Origin of the sequence: Prevotella lacticifex (assembly GCF_019973375.1) — a bacterium.
Lineage (GTDB): Bacteria > Bacteroidota > Bacteroidia > Bacteroidales > Bacteroidaceae > Prevotella > Prevotella lacticifex.
The window spans coordinates 1,715,609-1,732,487 of sequence record NZ_BPTV01000001.1; the positions used below are offsets into that span (position 1 = coordinate 1,715,609).

Here is a 16,879-nt window from a genome sequence, read left to right on the forward strand (position 1 = left end):
TCATAATATAAATAATGTGTTGAACTCTTATTTATGTGTTGGCTCTTACGAATAACGCTACGCAGACAACTAATGCTGCGAGGATAATTGCGATCAACAATAGTATATTCTTCATAATTATCCGCCGCCGGTGCCCCCTCGTGCCATAATAGCCCGACGAATGATGATGGTGGTGATGACCGTCGGTCGGGCCGTCATGATGATGGTGGTGATGGTGCACCTGCCCGTCACCGTAGCCTTGTCCAATGCCGCTGCCGGCATTGCCTTGTGGATTCTGCTGATTAGTCAAATTCTGATTTCCTGTTTGTCCTGTTTCTGACATAATTATTTGTTTTCCTAATGTTAACCCGGGGACAGCCAGTTTCGTGTGCTGTCCCCGGTGGTTGTTTAAGAGTTTTACCTGTTCTACATAAATGCAACGGTCAAGCCAGCCATTACAATACTGACCATCGACATCAGTTTGATAAGTATATTGAGCGAAGGCCCGGAGGTATCCTTGAAGGGATCGCCGACGGTATCGCCCACGATAGTTGCCTTATGGCATTCAGAGCCTTTTCCGCCGAAGTTGCCTTCCTCTACATATTTCTTAGCGTTGTCCCATGCTCCCCCGGCGTTTGCCATGAAGACGGCAAGGGTAAACCCGGCTGCAAGACCGCCGGCAAGGAGACCGAGAACACCGCTGACTCCAAGGATCACACCCACGAGAATAGGGATAATGATGGCAAGGAGCGACGGGATAATCATCTCGTGCTGTGCGCTCTGAGTCGATATCTCCACGCAACGACCATAGTCGGGAGTGGCCTTGCCTTCGAGGATTCCCTTTATCTCATGGAACTGACGGCGGACTTCCTCAACCATTTTCCCGGCTGCGCGTCCCACGGCCCCCATTGTCAGACCGCAGAAGAGGAATGCGGCCATGGCTCCGATGAATGCTCCGACGAGCACTTTCGGATTCATAAGGTTCACTTGGAAGTAGTTCATGAAGTCGGGTATGGTGGCCTGAGCTGCGTCGATAGTATCGCCGGCTACGTTGGTCATGGTCTCGCCCACACGGTGCATGGCAATCTTTATCTCCTCAATATACGACGCGAGCAGAGCCAAAGCGGTGAGAGCCGCCGAGCCAATGGCAAATCCCTTACCCGTGGCAGCAGTGGTATTGCCCAGAGCGTCGAGGGCATCGGTGCGGTTGCGCACCTCCTCACCGAGCTCACTCATCTCTGCGTTGCCACCGGCATTGTCGGCTATCGGACCGTAAGCGTCGGTAGCGAGGGTGATACCAAGTGTCGACAGCATTCCCACGGCCGCAATACCGATGCCATAGAGGCCATGCTGAATTGACACTGCACTCATCGACATGTCGAAACCGTTGGCGCAGAGGTAGCTGAGCATGATAGCCACCGAGATAGTCAGCACCGGAATACATGTTGAAATCATTCCTGTGCCTATACCTTTTATTATTACCGTGGCAGCACCTGTCTTCGATGCAGCCGATATCTCGCGTGTTGGTTTATAGCTCTGCGATGTATAGTATTCTGTAGCCTGACCGATTATGACACCGGCGGCAAGTCCAGACAACACCGAGAAACTCACACCCACCCAGTTCTCAATACCGAGAGCGTACAGTATAGGGAATGTAACGATAGCTATAAGGATGGCAGCCGTGTTTGTGCCCAGTCCAAGCGAGTGGAGAAGGTCTTTCATCGACGCCCCGTCCTTGGTCCTGACGAGGAATATTCCCAACAGACTGAGGAACACGCCGACCGCAGCTATTATCATTGGAGCTATGACGGCCCTGAGCTGCATGCCCTCGGCAGTCGACGAAGCGAAGGCTGTAGCGCCCAAAGCGGCTGTACTGAGGATACTTCCGCAGTAGCTCTCGTAGAGGTCGGCACCCATTCCGGCCACGTCACCGACGTTGTCACCGACATTATCCGCGATAGTTGCGGGATTGCGGGGATCGTCCTCAGGGATGTTTTCCTCAACCTTACCTACGAGGTCGGCACCCACATCGGCTGCCTTGGTATAAATACCGCCGCCCACACGGGCAAAGAGGGCCTGCGTCGACGCACCCATACCGAAGGTGAGCATTGTCGTCGTGATGGTGATAAGCATCTCTGTTGTAGGCATTTTCCCACTGTAGAAAGCATTGAGGACAAGGAACCACAGTGCTATATCAAGCAGTCCCAGTCCGACAACGACAAGTCCCATCACGGAACCGGAACGGAAAGCTATCTTCAGACCCTTGTCAAGACCGTGGCGGGCAGCTTCGGCGGTGCGCCCGCTGGCATAAGTAGCCGTCTTCATACCGAAGAATCCGGCCAGCCCCGAGAAGAATCCACCGGTGAGAAAAGCAAACGGCACCCATGGATTCTGGGCGTTGAAGCCGTAAGCCATAATGGCAAATATCACGGCGAGGACAATGAAAACGATGAGCACTACCTTATACTGCTGTTTCAAGTATGCCATGGCACCCTTGCGCACGTGCTCAGCAATCTCTATCATACGCGGTGTTCCTTCATCGGCTTTCATCATGGTCTTGAAGAAGTACCATGCCATACCTAATGCGCACACCGACGCAATGGGTACCAGCCAGAAAACTATTGGGATATTCTCCATAAGTAGTAACATTATTAGTTGTTTGTTATTTGAGGTATCATTGCATTGAACAGTTTTTACGAATGCAAATATAATGAATTTATTTATAAATTATTAATTAAACAATATTTTTTTTGAGGTCATGGCTATTTTTATTACTTTTGTACCGAATTAAGGTTTTCAATGAACGCCTTTGGACCCAAAATTTATCATTTCAAGTGATGAGGAAAATAAAACTCGACTGGAAGCACACGCTGTTCTTCTTAGCTCTGATGGGTGGGATTTACTATCTCACCGATGGTTCGTTCTTAATGTCGCTTGGCATTATGCTTCTTCTGTTTGTCGTCGACTACTTTCTCTGTATCCTCGACGACAGGATAAAGGAGAAAAAGAAAATGCGTGATGAGCAGTAACCTTGTTATCATCACCGGCGATTTTAAGTCGCGACTGGCCATTCCGTTTATCACCGGAGGCATAAAGGCAGGATTCCCGAGTCCGGCCCAGGACTATATGTCCGATTCGCTCGACTTCAATCATGACATTATCCGGCATCCCGAATCCACCTTCTACGCCAGAGTAAAAGGCGACTCGATGATCGACGCAGGGATATGCGATGGCGATATCGTTGTCGTCGACCGCTCCATAGAGGCCGTCCACGGTGACATTATCGTGGCTTATATTGACGGTGAGTTCACCATCAAGTACCTTGACCTTGCTCATAAGGAGGATGGATACATACTACTTGTCCCAGCCAACAAGCACTACGAGCCAATAAAACTCTTTGTCAGCGACCCTCTTGTGATATGGGGCGTAGTGGCCTGGACCATAAAAAAGCGGCCCGGAAATAACACTCAGGAGCTGCCATGAACATTATTTGTAAACGATGAAACAATTAATAGACTTATACAAAAGACATTACAGCTGCGAGCCCAAGGATGTTGAGGAACTTCCCGGCCAAGGCAGTAACCGTAAATACTTCCGACTCTGGGGCGAGGACGGCAGCCATGTCATCGGTGTCATCGGCACAAGCCGTGACGAGAACCACGCGTTCATCTATCTGTCGCGTCACTTCGCCAAGCGCCAGCTGCCAGTACCGCATATAATAGCTGTCAGCGACGACGAGACCCGATATCTGCAGACCGACCTCGGCACGATATCGCTCTACGATGCCATACGCGGAGGACGGGAGGCAGGAGGTCGGTATAATCTCCATGAGCAGGAGCTGCTGAAAAAGGCTATCCGCGAACTGCCGAACGTCCAGATTCGTGGTGCACGCGGACTCGACTGGTCGAACTGCTATCCACAGCCAGAATTCGATATGGACAGTGTGCTCTTCGACCTCAACTACTTCAAATATTGTTTTCTCAAGGCTACTGAACTCGACTTTCACGAGCTGAAACTCGAGGCTAATTTCCGCATGTTGGCGCGTGACCTCACATCGGAGCCAACCGAGTCGTTTCTCTATCGCGATTTTCAGGCTCGTAATATCATGGTCGACAAGGATGGAAATCCGTATTTCATTGATTTTCAGGGCGGAAGAAAAGGACCCTATTATTACGACGTAGCATCGTTCCTATGGCAGGCGAGTGCTCACTACTCGTTCAAATTGCGCCGCGAACTCGTTTATGAGTATTATCAGAGTCTGTCGCATTATACTGAGGTCCCAAGTGTACGCCATTTTGCCGGACGCCTGGCGCTGTTTGTGCTGTTCCGCACACTGCAAGTCCTTGGTGCCTACGGGTTCCGCGGTTATTTTGAGCGGAAGAAACATTTTCTCGACTCCATTCCACCGGCCATTCAGAACCTCCGCGACATTCTCAAGATGGACCCGAAGATTTTCCCTTATCCCTATCTCATGGATGTCCTGCGCCGTCTGACCGAATTACCGCAGTTTACGGTCATCGACGAACCGGCCATATCGCGTGCCGACGGACTGAAGACGGCTGTCAACGATATATATAAAGGTAATCCGCTCGACGGTCCTGCTACATTCTCCAAATACGACGGTAAGGGTCCGCTCGTTGTACATGTCTACAGCTTCTCTTACCGCAAGGGAATTCCTGAGGACAAGAGCGGCAATGGCGGTGGATATGTCTTCGATTGTCGCAGCACACACAACCCTGGACGCTATGAGCCCTACAAGAAACTCACCGGCCTCGATGAGCCGGTAATCCGTTTTCTGGAGGACGACGGAGAGATTATCGAGTTCCTAAAGCCCGTTTATCAACTTGCCGACCATCATGTGGAACGGTACATCCAGCGCGGATTCACGTCGCTGATGTTCTGTTTCGGGTGCACCGGCGGTCAGCACCGCTCTGTTTACTCCGCCCAGCATCTTGCTGAGCATATCAACCACAAGTATGGAATCGAGGTGGAGATAACTCATCGGGAGCAAGGCATTCATCAAATTCTTCCTGCCAAGGACAAATAACCATCCTAATCCATTGATTATCAGCGATGAGGGAACTACTTAAAGGTGTACTGTCAGCATTAATACTGTTAGCTGTTGTGCCACTGAGGCTATCGGCTCAGGTGGCACCAGTGATGCAGTATTATGCTGAGAATGACGGTTTTACGTCGGTTGCAGGCACCAATAAGTATACGAGGGCTCTATATTGCGGAACTTCTGGCTATAGAATAGAGACTTCCGACCGCCCCATTTTCGGTATATACACGAAAAAGGTCAAACGCAATATACGTTTCTTCATAAATGCAAATGGCAGAGACATACCTGCCGACTCGATGGTGTGGAAGTCGCGCTACGTCGACGGTATGCGCACTTACGAGAGTTCCTGGCCTGCGCGGATCATTGTTGTTCCGTCTCAAGATTCTGCCGATGGAGCTTACTTCGCTTTCTTTCCGTCTTTCACCGACGATGTTCCAAACTTGAAAGCCGTCGTCAGCAATGTCAAAGTTCCAAAGATGAGCCGCAATGGTGATATGGGTGTCGACCCCGCCGATGCTTTCGACCCATCGACAGCGTTAAAGACAGTCGATTTTGGGAAAATGTCTTGCAAGCCTTTCGTTATTAAACTCATTGGTACTGATTCACTTACGATAACACCTCTCAATGATTTCCTAAAGGCATTACAGGCTAACTCCATTAACCGAGGCGTCACTGTATCTACTCCAGACCCTCTTGTCAACGCAGCGCTGAATGCTCTTCCTTATGCTGCCAACGGACTGTGGAATGGCAGTACGTTCCTTCATGGTGCTGTAGGGTGGCGGAATGAGCTTCCGGGATGGCGCGGAGCTTATGTTGGAGATATCCTCGGATGGCAGGACAGAGCCAAAAGCCATTTTCAGTATTATGCCGACGAACAGATAAAGGATGTTCAGCCGATATATCCTCACCCCACTCAGGACTCATCGAAAAATCTTGCCAGGGCCGAAAAGAAGTGGGGCACACAGATGTACTCGAACGGCTATATTACTTCAAACCGTAAGTTGAATCATTACGATATGAACCTTGTCTACATCGACGAACTACTTTGGCATTTCGAATATGATGCCGACACGGCTCTAATGCGTAGGATGTGGCCGGTCATAAAATCATCGCTGGAATGGGAAAAGCGCAATTTCGACCCCGATGGCGACCACCTCTATGATGCTTATGCGTGCATTTGGGCCTCCGATGCATTATACTATAGCGGGGGAGCCGTAACTCATTCATCTGCCTATAATTACAGGGCCAACCGGCTGGCGGCTAAAATTGCCAAGATGATTGGCGAGGACGGTTCCTTTTTCGACGCAGAAGCCAATGCTATAGCGCAGGCCATGAAGCGTGAGCTGTGGGTTGACAGTCTGAATCATTGGGCTGAATATAAGGATAAAATGGGGCTTCGGCGTGTTCATACCGATGCCGCTCTGTGGTCGTATTACACTCCTATAGACGAGGGACTGCGCTTTCCGCTCGATTTCAGCGCTATTGACGGGCTAAAGGTGCCTACATCGTGGGGCGGTTACGTTTATCGGACATCCGACTGGCAGCCTTATGCATGGAGCATAAACAACGTAGTGGCAGCAGAAAACTACCATTTGGCTCTCGCCTTCTTCGAGTGCAGCGACAAGGAACGTGGCTATGAGCTGCTCCGAAACACCATGCTCGACAATATGGTTTACGGTCACAGCCCCGGAAACTACGGACAACTGCTTACCGAGGACGAGCAACGAGGAGAGTGTTATCGCGATTTCGGCGACTGTATCGGAATTGCTTCCAGAGCCATCATTCAGGGATTGTTCGGAATCATCCCCGATGCTCTAAACGGGAAATGCTACATTAGGCCTGGATTTCCCGCGTCTTGGGACTCTGTATCAATAAGTTTGCCGTATATTTCGTACAAATATAAAAAGGGTAGGGGGGTGTACGACATAGAGCAGCATTTCCCACAGCATCTGCAAATAGTTGTCGATACTACGGCTTATCAGCAACTTTTTGTAGCGAAAAACCATGAGGTGGAGCATCAAACTGCCCATAATGTCGTCCCACAGAAGAATACCTGCGGCCGGAACCCTACCAAACAAGTAAATTTGGGAGGATTATTCAACGCACGTATTTGTGACCTTTACAACAACCGCTACATGTCACCGCGCCCTGATGTGACAACTCTTGAAATTCCAGTACAAGGCGCAGGCGACTGGTGCTCAACCGATTACAAGCCGACCTTAACCGATACTACCAACGTAGTATTCACATCATTGTGGGACAATTATCCCGACAGTGTCGAGATTCCCATAGGTGCTAAAGCTAAATATCTGGATTTATCGCTGTTCGGGACAACCAACTGGATGCAAAGCCATATTATCAATGGCACCATATCTATCGTTTATTCCGACGGTTCCAACTCAATAGTATCTCTTGTCAATCCAGACAATTGGCTTCCCAACGACAAGTTGGTTCACATAAAGATTCCCACAGACAAGCATAAGCAATTAAAGTCGATAGTTATCAGAACTTTGTCGAATGACATAGTGATTGGAGTCACATCCGTCACTATACATTATTAATATAGCATTTATTCATGTTAAAGCTATTAAGGCTCTTTCATTTAAGCTTTTTGGCAGACACAGCATAATAATTGCACCTCCACTCTTCAGATGACTTTCCCAATCGATTTAAGATTTTTGCGAAACAGAGCTGACACGTCGATACTATCAAACGGCCATGTTCCTACGAGGTCTGAGTAAGTTGGCACTTTCGGTTTCTTTCTCAGAAGAGGATGCGCTTCCATGCCCTCGCACTTACTTATTAACCGATATTATGTCCTTATTCCGCTGAAGATACCTTCGTGAGCCATTAAAGATACCTTCGTGAGCCATTGAAGATATATTCGTGAGCCATTGAAGATATATTCGTAGGCCGTTGAAGATATATTCGTGAGCCGTTGAAGATATGTTCGTAGGCCGTTGAAGATATGTTCGCTGACAGCAGAGATATGTATTGAGGAATCGAGAACAATCTGCATTGGACGCTGGATGCAAGAATGAGCCAAGACAGCACAAAGAGAAAAGAAACCAAGTCTGCTAAAAACTTGGACTCTATCCAGAAACTAGTTTATATCATTTACACCATAGCCTCCAAAAAGCACCTGCCAGAGGCAATCAGAAAGAAGAAAGAACTCTTGAAAGTCAAGTTCTCTGCCATTGCATCTTACGCCAAGAACAGCTTGGCCTATGCTATTTCTCTTCTTAGTCTGTAGATGTCGTTAATTTTGAGGGATATATAATAACTCCTAAGCTACATCCGGTTTGGGTAGGGGATGCTTTATCCATTGGCTATCAGACCTTTATCGTAAATAGCATCTATGCGGAGAAACGGGAGCTGAGCAATAATCATGCCATGTCAGTCAAAATTTAAATGAAAGAACCGTACCCTTTTTTGCTGATTTTTATACTGAAATACCTTTTTAATGATAATTATCATGACAATAGCAAGGGATTTTAACAGGCAAACGTTTGCATTAAGAAAATAGAAAAATTTGCAATTATTGACCTATATCAGTTTTCTTTTCATCGTAACTTTGCGAACAGTATTCAATAACAACAACTTAACTAACTCAACATTCATTCTTATGAAGCAAACTTTTCACGCTCTTTTACTGACTCTGTTGGCATGGCTCACATCGCTGAACGTGAGTGCCGACAACGGCAACTTCAGTCAGAACCGCACTGACTTCCGCGACGAGAGTATCTATTTCGTCATCACCACCCGCTTCTTCGACGGCGACGAAGGCAACAACGTACTATGCTGGGACAACCAGGCCGCGCAGATTTCCACCAAGGACCCGTGCTGGCGCGGTGACTTCCGGGGCCTCATCAACAAGCTCGACTATATAAAGGCGTTGGGCTTCACCGCAATCTGGATAACCCCCGTGGTGCAGAATGCCTCCGGCTACGACTACCACGGCTATCACGCCTCCGACTTCTCGAAGGTCGACTGCCGCTACCAGGGCGTCACCGGTGAGGATGCCAACAAGACAGGCAATCAAATGTTTGAGGAGCTCATCAAGGCGGCACACGCCAAGGGCATAAAGATTATCCTCGACATCGTGCTCAACCACACCGGCAACTTCGGTGAGGCAAAGCTCATGCATGAGTTCACAAGAGACGAGGACATCAGAAACCAGGCCTCCATCAACGACTGCATGCTCCCCGACTACAACGTGCTTCCCTCCGACTATCTCGGCATGGCCGGTAGTGCACAGTACCAGTCACGGCTGGCACTGATGAAGAATACCGACGGGCAGAACCACGACAAAAACAACTATTGGCACCACGTGGCAACCGCATGGAACTGGGATGAGCCCACACGGTGGTGGGGACAGATAGCAGGCGACTGCGTGGACCTCAACACCGAAAACCCAGCTGTCGACGAATACCTTATCGAGTGCTATGAGAAGTTCATCGAGATGGGTGTCGACGGCTTCCGTATCGACACTTCCGGGCATATTGCTCCGCTGACTTTCAACACCGCCTTCATCCCACGTTTCAAGGAACTCGGTGAGAAATACGCATCGAAAAGACTTCTGGCAGGTCAGACCAAGCCATCACCTTTCTATATGTACGGTGAGGTCTGCGCTCGTTACAGTGGTGTGACATACCGTGATCAGCCCATACTCTCACCTTATTACTACACATGGAAGTCCAGCTCCACACTCGAAGACGAGTGGAAGAAGTATGACGCCTCATGGTGGGCAAGCCAGACAGTGAAGGAGGGTGCAGCCCCACTGGGCAACATGGTTACTTGCACTAATGATGACGCATCGAAGGGCACGAGCAACAACGCATGGCTCGTCAACGGTGCCTACCACACTCCTGACTACTCGCAGTCGTCAGGATTCAACGTAATCGACTTCCCTGTCCACTACAACTTCTCTAACGTTGGCTCTGTATGGGGAATGACCGACGAGGACAATAAGTACAACGATGCCACATGGAATGTCGTTTATGTCGACTCCCACGACTACGGTCCACAGCCCAACGACGGCATCCGTTTCTCAGGCAGCACGGAGCAGTGGGCCGAGAACCTCACATGGATGTTCCTCTTCCGCGGTATACCATGTCTTTACTACGGCTCTGAGGTACAGTTCCAGGCAGGAAAGAAAATCGACAATGGTCCTAACGGTCCTCTCTCCGACACCGGTCGTGCTTACTTCGGACAGAACATAGAGGGCGACGTCAGCGCCAGCGACTTCGGACAGTTCACCGCCTCAGGACAAGTCGAGAAGACCCTGAACCATCCTTTGGCAAAACATCTGGAGCGTCTGAACCGCATCCGCCAGGCTGTGCCGGCACTGCGCAAGGGACAGTACGCCAAACAGTCCAGCACCTCAGGATGGGCTTGGTCAAAGGCATATAACGCCAACGGCGAGAACAGCTACGTCTGTGTGGCCCAGCAGGCTGGCACAGCGACGTTCTCAAACATCCCCAACGGCACATATTCCGACTGCGTGACGGGCGACACTAAGACCGTTACCAATGGTACGCTCACCGTCTCCTGCCCTACCAACCAGGGCAACGCACGTGTCTACGTTCTCAACGGCCCCGGAAAGATTGGCGAGGACGGTCCGTTCCTCTACACCTCTACCGCCGGTTCTGCCGACAACAGCGGACTCGCCACTGATGGAGGTGCAGAGAAGTGGATTGGCCCGGAGGATGCAGTAGGCTCGGCAGGTCTTAGTTTCTCACCGGCAGGCACATCGTTCACCAGCGAGAGCCTCACCGTCAACGTCTCACTCGTCAACTGCACCAGCGCATGGTACAGCATCAACGGCGGAGAGAAGGTCAACGTTACCGGCAACACGTCGTTCACCATCGGCAAGGGCGACGACACCGGCACCACATACACCGTTACCTGGGGTGCCACTCCTAAGGATGGCTCTGCGGAGAAGACGGGAAGCCAGACCTATAAGAAGGTCGGCGTGTACACTCCTTCCGTCACCGCCGACGAGAAGAGCGTGTTCTATGAGACCGACGCCTCCTCCGTTGCCATCTGGGTATGGAACGACAAGGCCAACTTCACCGGTGGTGCTTGGGACAAGAAGCCTAACATGGAATATATGGGAGTGAATGCCAGCGGAAAGAAGATTTACAAATGGACGTACGACGGTTCCGAGTCGTCGATGCCATCAAAGGTCATCTTCATCCCGGCAGGCGGCAGTCAGAGTGCCGACCTGGAATACAAGAACCACGGATACTATGTAGACGGTACTTGGGACCACGAGGTGTCAGCAAATCCAGACGCTATCAGCGTGGCTCTCTCTGAAGGCTCCACATCATTCAAGGACAACATTTCCGTCACTGCCACGGTGAAGAACGCCACGGGAGTGTACACCACCGACGGCACGGAGCCTACAGCAAACAGCAACACGTTTGCCGATACTAAGACGTTCACCTTCACCGAGACCACGACACTGAAGGTCGGAGCCCTCAAAGACGGTAAGGTGTCGAACGTGAAGACCGCCACCTACACAAAATCCGACAACCAGAAAATCCACGCTTACTTCGTGAACAACTGTGGATGGAGCGACATCCACGCCTGGGTATGGACCGACAAGAACAGTTACAACACCGTCGCATGGCCTGGCGACAAGGCCACGAAGCTGGACGTGAAGTCTTCTGACGGCTATGACATCTGGGAGTGGATATACACCGGTACCCTCACCGACATGCCGGCGAACATCATCTGGAACAACAACGGCAATGGCGACAACCAGACGTCTACATTCGCCTTCACCAACGGAGGCTACTACACCAAGACGGGCATAGCCACTGGCCTCAGCAACGTAACGTCATCGGCCACGGGAGTGCTGACCGTCTACGACCTCAACGGCCGTGTCGCCGCTCGTGTGGGCAGTCTTGAAGCCGCGTCATTCATCCTGAAGTCGGGTGTTTACATCATCAACGGCAAAAAATATATCATAAGATAAGACATTAAAAAATGGCGGCGGCACCTTGCATCGGTACCGCCGCTCTTTTTTTTGTATTTTATCGACTGATGTTTACTATCTTTAGCTTTATAAGTCCCACGGGGACATGAACCTCCACGACCTCGCCTTTCTTTCTGTTCAACAATGCCTTGGCGATAGGCGACTTTACGGAAATCTTCCTTTCCCTGGTGTTTGCCTCATGCGGACTCACAATAGTGTAAGTCATGGTCTTGTTGTTGGCAACATTCAGGAGTTCCACCTTCGTAAGCGACTGCACCGTATCGGTCTCCATCTGTGAAGCTGGCATAACGCGCGCGTTCGACAGTATTTTCTGAAGGAAATGTATACGCCATAGTATTTGTCCATGTTCGCGCTTGGCGGCATGGTACTCAAAGTTCTCGCTGAGGTCGCCTTTGTCGCGCGCCTCGGAGATAGCCTGGATGGCTTTCGGCAGTTACACTAAAAAGGTACAAAATAATTCGCTAACAACCAAATAATTACGCACTTTTATCATCTCGGATGCAACTTTTTCTTCCCTATAAGGGATTAATAGCTTGGCGGTTGATTTTGAGGGATATATAATAACTTCTGAGCTACATCCGGCTTGGGTAGGGGATGCTTTACCCTTGACTATCAGATTTTTACCGCAATAAGCGATTCTGCGATAAAGCGGAGACAGAACGACAATCATGCCATGTCAGTCAAAATTTAAATGAAAGAACCGTATGTTAAAGCGATAAAAATTCGGATTATTATTTTGTCGTTACCATATAAATTAGTACCTTTGCATCCGATTTATGCCGTTTAGGCTGGTAAAAGTGCAGGTGATGCTCCTGACGCCTGGCGGTGAAACCCGTTTTACAATAAATAAATAATGTACGCAATTGTAGAAATTAACGGTCAACAGTTTAAGGTTGAAGAGGGCAAGAAGCTCTTTGTCAACCATATCAAGGATGCCGAGGAAGGCAAGACTGTTGAGTTTGACAAGGTTCTGCTCGTCGACAACGATGGAACCGTAACAGTAGGCGCACCGACTGTTGATGGTGCGAAAGTAGTAGCTGAGGTCGTAAATCCTCTTGTCAAGGGTGACAAGGTCGTCGTCTTCAAGATGAAGCGCCGTAAGGATTCACGCAAGAAGAACGGTCACCGTACCCACTTCACTCAGGTAGAGGTAAAATCAATTAACGCTTAAAAAAGGAGGACACGAAATGGCACATAAGAAAGGTCAGACAAGTTCACGCAACGGTCGTGAGTCAGCTTCAAAGCGTTTAGGTGTGAAGATCTGGGGCGGTCAGAAGATTTCCGCAGGCAACATTATCGTCCGTCAGCGCGGTAACAAGCACTTCGCAGGCGAGAATGTGGCTCAGGGCAAGGACGACACTCTGTACGCTCTTACCGACGGTATCGTTTACTTCCACAAGGGTAAGTTCAACAAGAGCAAGGTCTCTGTGCTTTCTCCTGAGGATTACGCCGCAAAGACAACGCCTGAGGCTTAACAACAAAAACAACTATTCCAAACAAACATAGGAGCCTGTTCCCTGCCAAGGGAGCAGGCTTCCTGCATATAGGCCCATTTGCCATCAATCAATGGTGGGTATTTATTGATTTAAGACAAATATTCAATTAAAATCAGAGTTTTATAAGAATAATCATTAAAAAAGTAATAGATTATTTGGCAGTTTCATATTAATTGTTTAATTTTGTGCCCGTAAATAAAAGAAATTAAAGTAAATGTATAATCTGACGAACTTGCATATTATTATTAGCATCCGACTTCATAGAGTAGGCGGAAGTGATAGGGTATGCATTTAATCTAACGTATAAGATATATGAAGCCTTTCTCACTTCCGCAGTGTGAAAGGCTTTTTTAATATCCATCGACAAGATTAATCAGTTAAAAGATATAGTATATGAGTGAGAGACTTTACATTTTCGACACGACACTCCGCGACGGCGAACAGGTACCAGGCTGTCAGCTGAATACTGTGGAGAAGATTCAGGTTGCAAAACAGCTTGAACAGTTGGGTGTAGACGTGATTGAGGCTGGATTCCCAATATCGAGTCCGGGCGACTTTAACTCGGTTGTTGAAATCAGCAAGGCAGTGACATGGCCAACTATTTGTGCACTGACACGTGCCAAAGAAAAAGATATTGACGTAGCCTTCGAGAGTCTGAAATATGCCAAGCGCAAGCGCATACACACAGGTCTGGGCACAAGCGACAGCCACATAAAGTACAAGTTCAACTCAAACCGCAACGAGATTCTCGATTGGGCTGTGTCAGCAGTCAAATACGCCAAGAAGTATGTGGAAGATGTGGAGTTCTACGCCGAGGATGCCGGACGTACTGATAACGAATATCTTGCACGAGTCATCGAGGCTGTTATTAAAGCAGGTGCCACCGTAGTAAATATCCCTGACACAACAGGATACTGCCTTCCTCAGGATTACGGCAACAAGATTAAATATCTCATGGAGCATGTCGACGGAATAGAGAAGGCCCAAATTTCCACTCACTGCCATAACGACTTAGGTATGGCAACAGCAAACACATTCGAAGGAATAATCAATGGTGCACGCCAAGTTGAGGTAACCATCAACGGTATTGGCGAGCGTGCCGGCAACACTGCCCTTGAAGAGATTGCCATGATCCTCAAATGTCATAAATATCTCGGCATTGACACAAACATCAACACTACAAAGATTTATCAGACATCGCGTATGGTGTCGTCGCTGATGAATATGCCGGTACAGCCAAACAAGGCCATTGTGGGTCGAAATGCATTTGCACATTCGTCAGGCATACATCAGGATGGTGTTCTGAAGAATGTCCAAACGTATGAGATTATGGATCCTAAGGATGTAGGAATCGACGACAATTCTATTGTTCTCACAGCTCGTTCCGGCCGTGCAGCATTGAAATACCGGCTCGAGATCAACGGCGTTGAGATTAAGGATGAGGATAAGCTCGACAAAATTTACCAGAAATTCCTTGTCTTTGCCGACAAAAAGAAGGAGGTTACCGATGATGACATTCTCATGCTCGCAGGAGCCGATACTGCTTCCGACCACGCTGTCAGTCTCGATTACCTCCAAGTCACTACCGGCAAGGGCGTTCGCAGCGTAGCATCTGTAGGCCTCGATATTGCCGGACAGAAGTTTGAGGACACTGCTTCGGGCAATGGTCCAGTCGATGCGGCTATAAAAGCGCTCAAGAAGATTATCACTAAGCAGATGACTCTCAAGGAGTTCACAATTCAGGCTATAGATAAGGGGTCTGACGATGTCGGTAAAGTGCACATGCAAGTTGAGTATAATGGCCACGTCTACTACGGCTTTGGTGCCGACACCGACATCGTGACAGCCTCTGTGGAGGCCTATATCGACTGTATAAATAAATTCAGGAACTAACAATAAAATTTCCTTTATAGGGAAAGAAACAATATAAGAAAAAGAATATGAATACTCTTTTTGACAAGATTTGGGACTCACATGTGGTTCAGATAGTACCCGACGGTCCAACACAGTTATACATCGACCGGCTTTACTGCCATGAGGTTACCTCGCCACAGGCTTTCGACGGTCTGCGCCAGCGTGGAATGAAAGTATTCCGACCCAAGCAGGTGTTCTGCATGCCCGACCATAACGTTCAGACACATGATCAGGACAAGCCCGTAGCTGACCCTGTGGGACGTAAGCAAATAGACACTCTTGACCGCAACTGCGCAGAATTCGGGCTTACCGAGTTCAAGATGAACACAAAGGACAATGGTATCATCCATGTCATCGGTCCTGAAAAAGGCCTTTCCCTGCCGGGAATGACCATTGTCTGCGGCGACTCTCACACGTCAACACATGGTGCCGTAGGTGCTGTGGCCTTTGGTATCGGCACATCGGAAGTGGAGATGGTTCTCGCATCGCAGTGTATCCTTCAGCAGAAACCAAAGTCGATGCGCATCAACATCAATGGGAAACTCGGAAACGGTGTTACGGCAAAGGATGTGGCCCTCTATCTGATGTCGAAAATAACGACATCCGGTGCTACAGGATATTTCGTTGAATATAGTGGTGATGTCGTACGCGATATGAGTATGGACGGCCGTCTCACACTGTGCAATCTGAGTATTGAGATGGGTGCGCGCGGTGGATTTGTGGCTCCTGACGAAAAAACTTTCGAATTCCTCAGAGGTCGTGAGTATGCTCCGAAGGGAGAGGATTGGGATAAGGCTGTGGCCTATTGGCGGACTCTAAAGAGCGGTGACGACGCAGTATTCGACAAGGAACTGACATTTGACGGTGCCGATATCGAGCCACGCATCACGTACGGTACTAACCCGGGAATGGGCATAGGAATAAGTGAGAGCATCCCGACTATAGATACGATTCCAGCAGATGAGCAAGCCAGTTTCATGAAAGCTCTGAACTATATGGGATTTGAGCCCGGTGAGAAACTCGAGGGGCACCCTATCGACTACGTATTCCTCGGAGCCTGCACCAACGGCCGTATCGAGGACTTCCGTGCTTTCACAAATATCGTCAAGGGCAAACATAAAGCCGACAACGTAGTGGCATGGCTTGTTCCGGGCAGCTGGCATGTGAAGCAACAAATTGAGGATGAAGGCCTTGACAAGATTCTTGCCGATGCAGGATTCGTTATCCGACAACCGGGATGCTCAGCTTGTCTCGCCATGAACGACGACAAGATTCCGGCCGGCAAGTACAGTGTATCTACGAGCAACCGTAACTTCGAAGGCCGTCAGGGGCCTGGTGCACGTACTATCCTCGCTTCGCCGCTTGTAGCCGCTGCCGCTGCAATAACAGGGCGCATAACAGATCCACGTAAACTTTAATTCGACC

General features: G+C 49.2%; 14 protein-coding genes. 10 read left to right on the forward strand and 4 right to left on the reverse strand.

The window, feature by feature from the left end:
- Window positions 1-117 precede the first annotated feature (117 nt).
- A complete protein-coding gene (locus LDN30_RS06705) occupies window positions 118-261 on the reverse strand; it encodes a hypothetical protein (protein WP_223929069.1) in 144 nt (47 codons plus the stop codon).
- 144 nt (window positions 262-405) lie between these two features.
- Window positions 406-2,616 carry a sodium-translocating pyrophosphatase gene (locus tag LDN30_RS06710; RefSeq protein WP_223929438.1) on the reverse strand — a complete coding sequence of 737 codons (2,211 nt, stop codon included), beginning with the start codon at window positions 2,614-2,616 and terminating at the stop codon, window positions 406-408.
- 200 nt (window positions 2,617-2,816) lie between these two features.
- On the opposite strand from LDN30_RS06710, the gene LDN30_RS06715 reads away from it, so the two are divergent.
- Genes LDN30_RS06715 through LDN30_RS06730 form a run of 4 tightly spaced genes read left to right on the forward strand, consistent with a single transcriptional unit; the run spans window position 2,817 to window position 7,602 of the window.
- Entirely contained in the window at window positions 2,817-3,008 is a 192-nt protein-coding gene (locus LDN30_RS06715; protein WP_223925983.1) for a transporter, read from the forward strand.
- The gene (locus tag LDN30_RS06720) at window positions 2,998-3,462 is read left to right on the forward strand and encodes a LexA family protein (protein ID WP_223925984.1); all 465 of its coding nucleotides are present in this window, start codon (window positions 2,998-3,000) and stop codon (window positions 3,460-3,462) included. Before LDN30_RS06715 ends, LDN30_RS06720 begins: the two co-directional genes overlap by 11 nt.
- A 16-nt stretch (window positions 3,463-3,478) precedes the next feature.
- Window positions 3,479-5,026 carry a RapZ C-terminal domain-containing protein gene (locus LDN30_RS06725; protein WP_223929070.1) on the forward strand — a complete coding sequence of 516 codons (1,548 nt, stop codon included), beginning with the start codon at window positions 3,479-3,481 and terminating at the stop codon, window positions 5,024-5,026.
- A gap of 26 nt (window positions 5,027-5,052) precedes the next feature.
- Window positions 5,053-7,602, forward strand: coding sequence for a glucosidase family protein (locus tag LDN30_RS06730; RefSeq protein WP_223929071.1), 2,550 nt, complete (start codon window positions 5,053-5,055; stop codon window positions 7,600-7,602).
- A 251-nt stretch (window positions 7,603-7,853) separates the two neighbouring features.
- Here LDN30_RS06730 and LDN30_RS06735 read toward each other — a convergent pair whose 3' ends face one another.
- Window positions 7,854-8,060 carry a hypothetical protein gene (locus LDN30_RS06735; protein ID WP_223929072.1) on the reverse strand — a complete coding sequence of 69 codons (207 nt, stop codon included), beginning with the start codon at window positions 8,058-8,060 and terminating at the stop codon, window positions 7,854-7,856.
- A gap of 18 nt (window positions 8,061-8,078) precedes the next feature.
- Between LDN30_RS06735 and LDN30_RS06740 the strand changes: the two genes are divergently transcribed.
- Both LDN30_RS06740 and LDN30_RS06745 read left to right on the forward strand, forming a co-directional pair.
- Entirely contained in the window at window positions 8,079-8,294 is a 216-nt protein-coding gene (locus LDN30_RS06740) for a hypothetical protein (RefSeq protein WP_223925987.1), read from the forward strand.
- A gap of 372 nt (window positions 8,295-8,666) precedes the next feature.
- Window positions 8,667-12,023: an alpha-amylase family glycosyl hydrolase gene (locus LDN30_RS06745; protein ID WP_223929073.1), complete on the forward strand. Its 3,357-nt coding sequence runs from the start codon at window positions 8,667-8,669 to the stop codon at window positions 12,021-12,023.
- Between the two features lie 58 nt (window positions 12,024-12,081).
- Here LDN30_RS06745 and LDN30_RS16525 read toward each other — a convergent pair whose 3' ends face one another.
- Complete coding sequence (locus LDN30_RS16525) at window positions 12,082-12,477, reverse strand: GreA/GreB family elongation factor (protein ID WP_373316533.1); 396 nt, start codon at window positions 12,475-12,477, stop codon at window positions 12,082-12,084.
- 420 nt (window positions 12,478-12,897) lie between these two features.
- On the opposite strand from LDN30_RS16525, the gene rplU reads away from it, so the two are divergent.
- The 4 genes from rplU (at window position 12,898) to leuC (ending at window position 16,872) form a co-directional block, all read left to right on the forward strand.
- A complete protein-coding gene (gene rplU / locus LDN30_RS06760) occupies window positions 12,898-13,215 on the forward strand; it encodes a 50S ribosomal protein L21 (protein ID WP_223925990.1) in 318 nt (105 codons plus the stop codon).
- Window positions 13,216-13,231: 16 nt separating this feature from the next.
- Window positions 13,232-13,519, forward strand: coding sequence for a 50S ribosomal protein L27 (rpmA, locus tag LDN30_RS06765; RefSeq protein WP_223925991.1), 288 nt, complete (start codon window positions 13,232-13,234; stop codon window positions 13,517-13,519).
- A gap of 414 nt (window positions 13,520-13,933) precedes the next feature.
- The gene (locus LDN30_RS06770; RefSeq protein ID WP_223925992.1) at window positions 13,934-15,433 is read left to right on the forward strand and encodes a 2-isopropylmalate synthase; all 1,500 of its coding nucleotides are present in this window, start codon (window positions 13,934-13,936) and stop codon (window positions 15,431-15,433) included.
- 47 nt (window positions 15,434-15,480) lie between these two features.
- Window positions 15,481-16,872, forward strand: a complete 1,392-nt coding sequence (gene leuC / locus LDN30_RS06775; protein ID WP_223925993.1) for a 3-isopropylmalate dehydratase large subunit — start codon at window positions 15,481-15,483, stop codon at window positions 16,870-16,872.
- Window positions 16,873-16,879: the final 7 nt, after the last annotated feature.

Excerpts from the sequence above, each read along its gene's own strand:
- LDN30_RS06715 (WP_223925983.1), top strand. The coding sequence starts at position 2,817 with ATGAGGAAAATAAAACTCGACTGGAAGCACACGCTGTTCTTCTTAGCT.
- LDN30_RS06740 (WP_223925987.1), top strand. The coding sequence starts at position 8,079 with ATGAGCCAAGACAGCACAAAGAGAAAAGAAACCAAGTCTGCTAAAAAC.
- LDN30_RS06735 (WP_223929072.1), bottom strand. The coding sequence starts at position 8,060 with ATGCAGATTGTTCTCGATTCCTCAATACATATCTCTGCTGTCAGCGAA.
- rplU (WP_223925990.1), top strand. The coding sequence starts at position 12,898 with ATGTACGCAATTGTAGAAATTAACGGTCAACAGTTTAAGGTTGAAGAG.
- LDN30_RS06720 (WP_223925984.1), top strand. The coding sequence starts at position 2,998 with ATGAGCAGTAACCTTGTTATCATCACCGGCGATTTTAAGTCGCGACTG.
- leuC (WP_223925993.1), top strand. The coding sequence starts at position 15,481 with ATGAATACTCTTTTTGACAAGATTTGGGACTCACATGTGGTTCAGATA.
- LDN30_RS06725 (WP_223929070.1), top strand. The coding sequence starts at position 3,479 with ATGAAACAATTAATAGACTTATACAAAAGACATTACAGCTGCGAGCCC.
- LDN30_RS06745 (WP_223929073.1), top strand. The coding sequence starts at position 8,667 with ATGAAGCAAACTTTTCACGCTCTTTTACTGACTCTGTTGGCATGGCTC.
- LDN30_RS06730 (WP_223929071.1), top strand. The coding sequence starts at position 5,053 with ATGAGGGAACTACTTAAAGGTGTACTGTCAGCATTAATACTGTTAGCT.
- LDN30_RS06770 (WP_223925992.1), top strand. The coding sequence starts at position 13,934 with ATGAGTGAGAGACTTTACATTTTCGACACGACACTCCGCGACGGCGAA.
- LDN30_RS06705 (WP_223929069.1), bottom strand. The coding sequence starts at position 261 with ATGCCGGCAGCGGCATTGGACAAGGCTACGGTGACGGGCAGGTGCACC.
- rpmA (WP_223925991.1), top strand. The coding sequence starts at position 13,232 with ATGGCACATAAGAAAGGTCAGACAAGTTCACGCAACGGTCGTGAGTCA.
- LDN30_RS06710 (WP_223929438.1), bottom strand. The coding sequence starts at position 2,616 with ATGGAGAATATCCCAATAGTTTTCTGGCTGGTACCCATTGCGTCGGTG.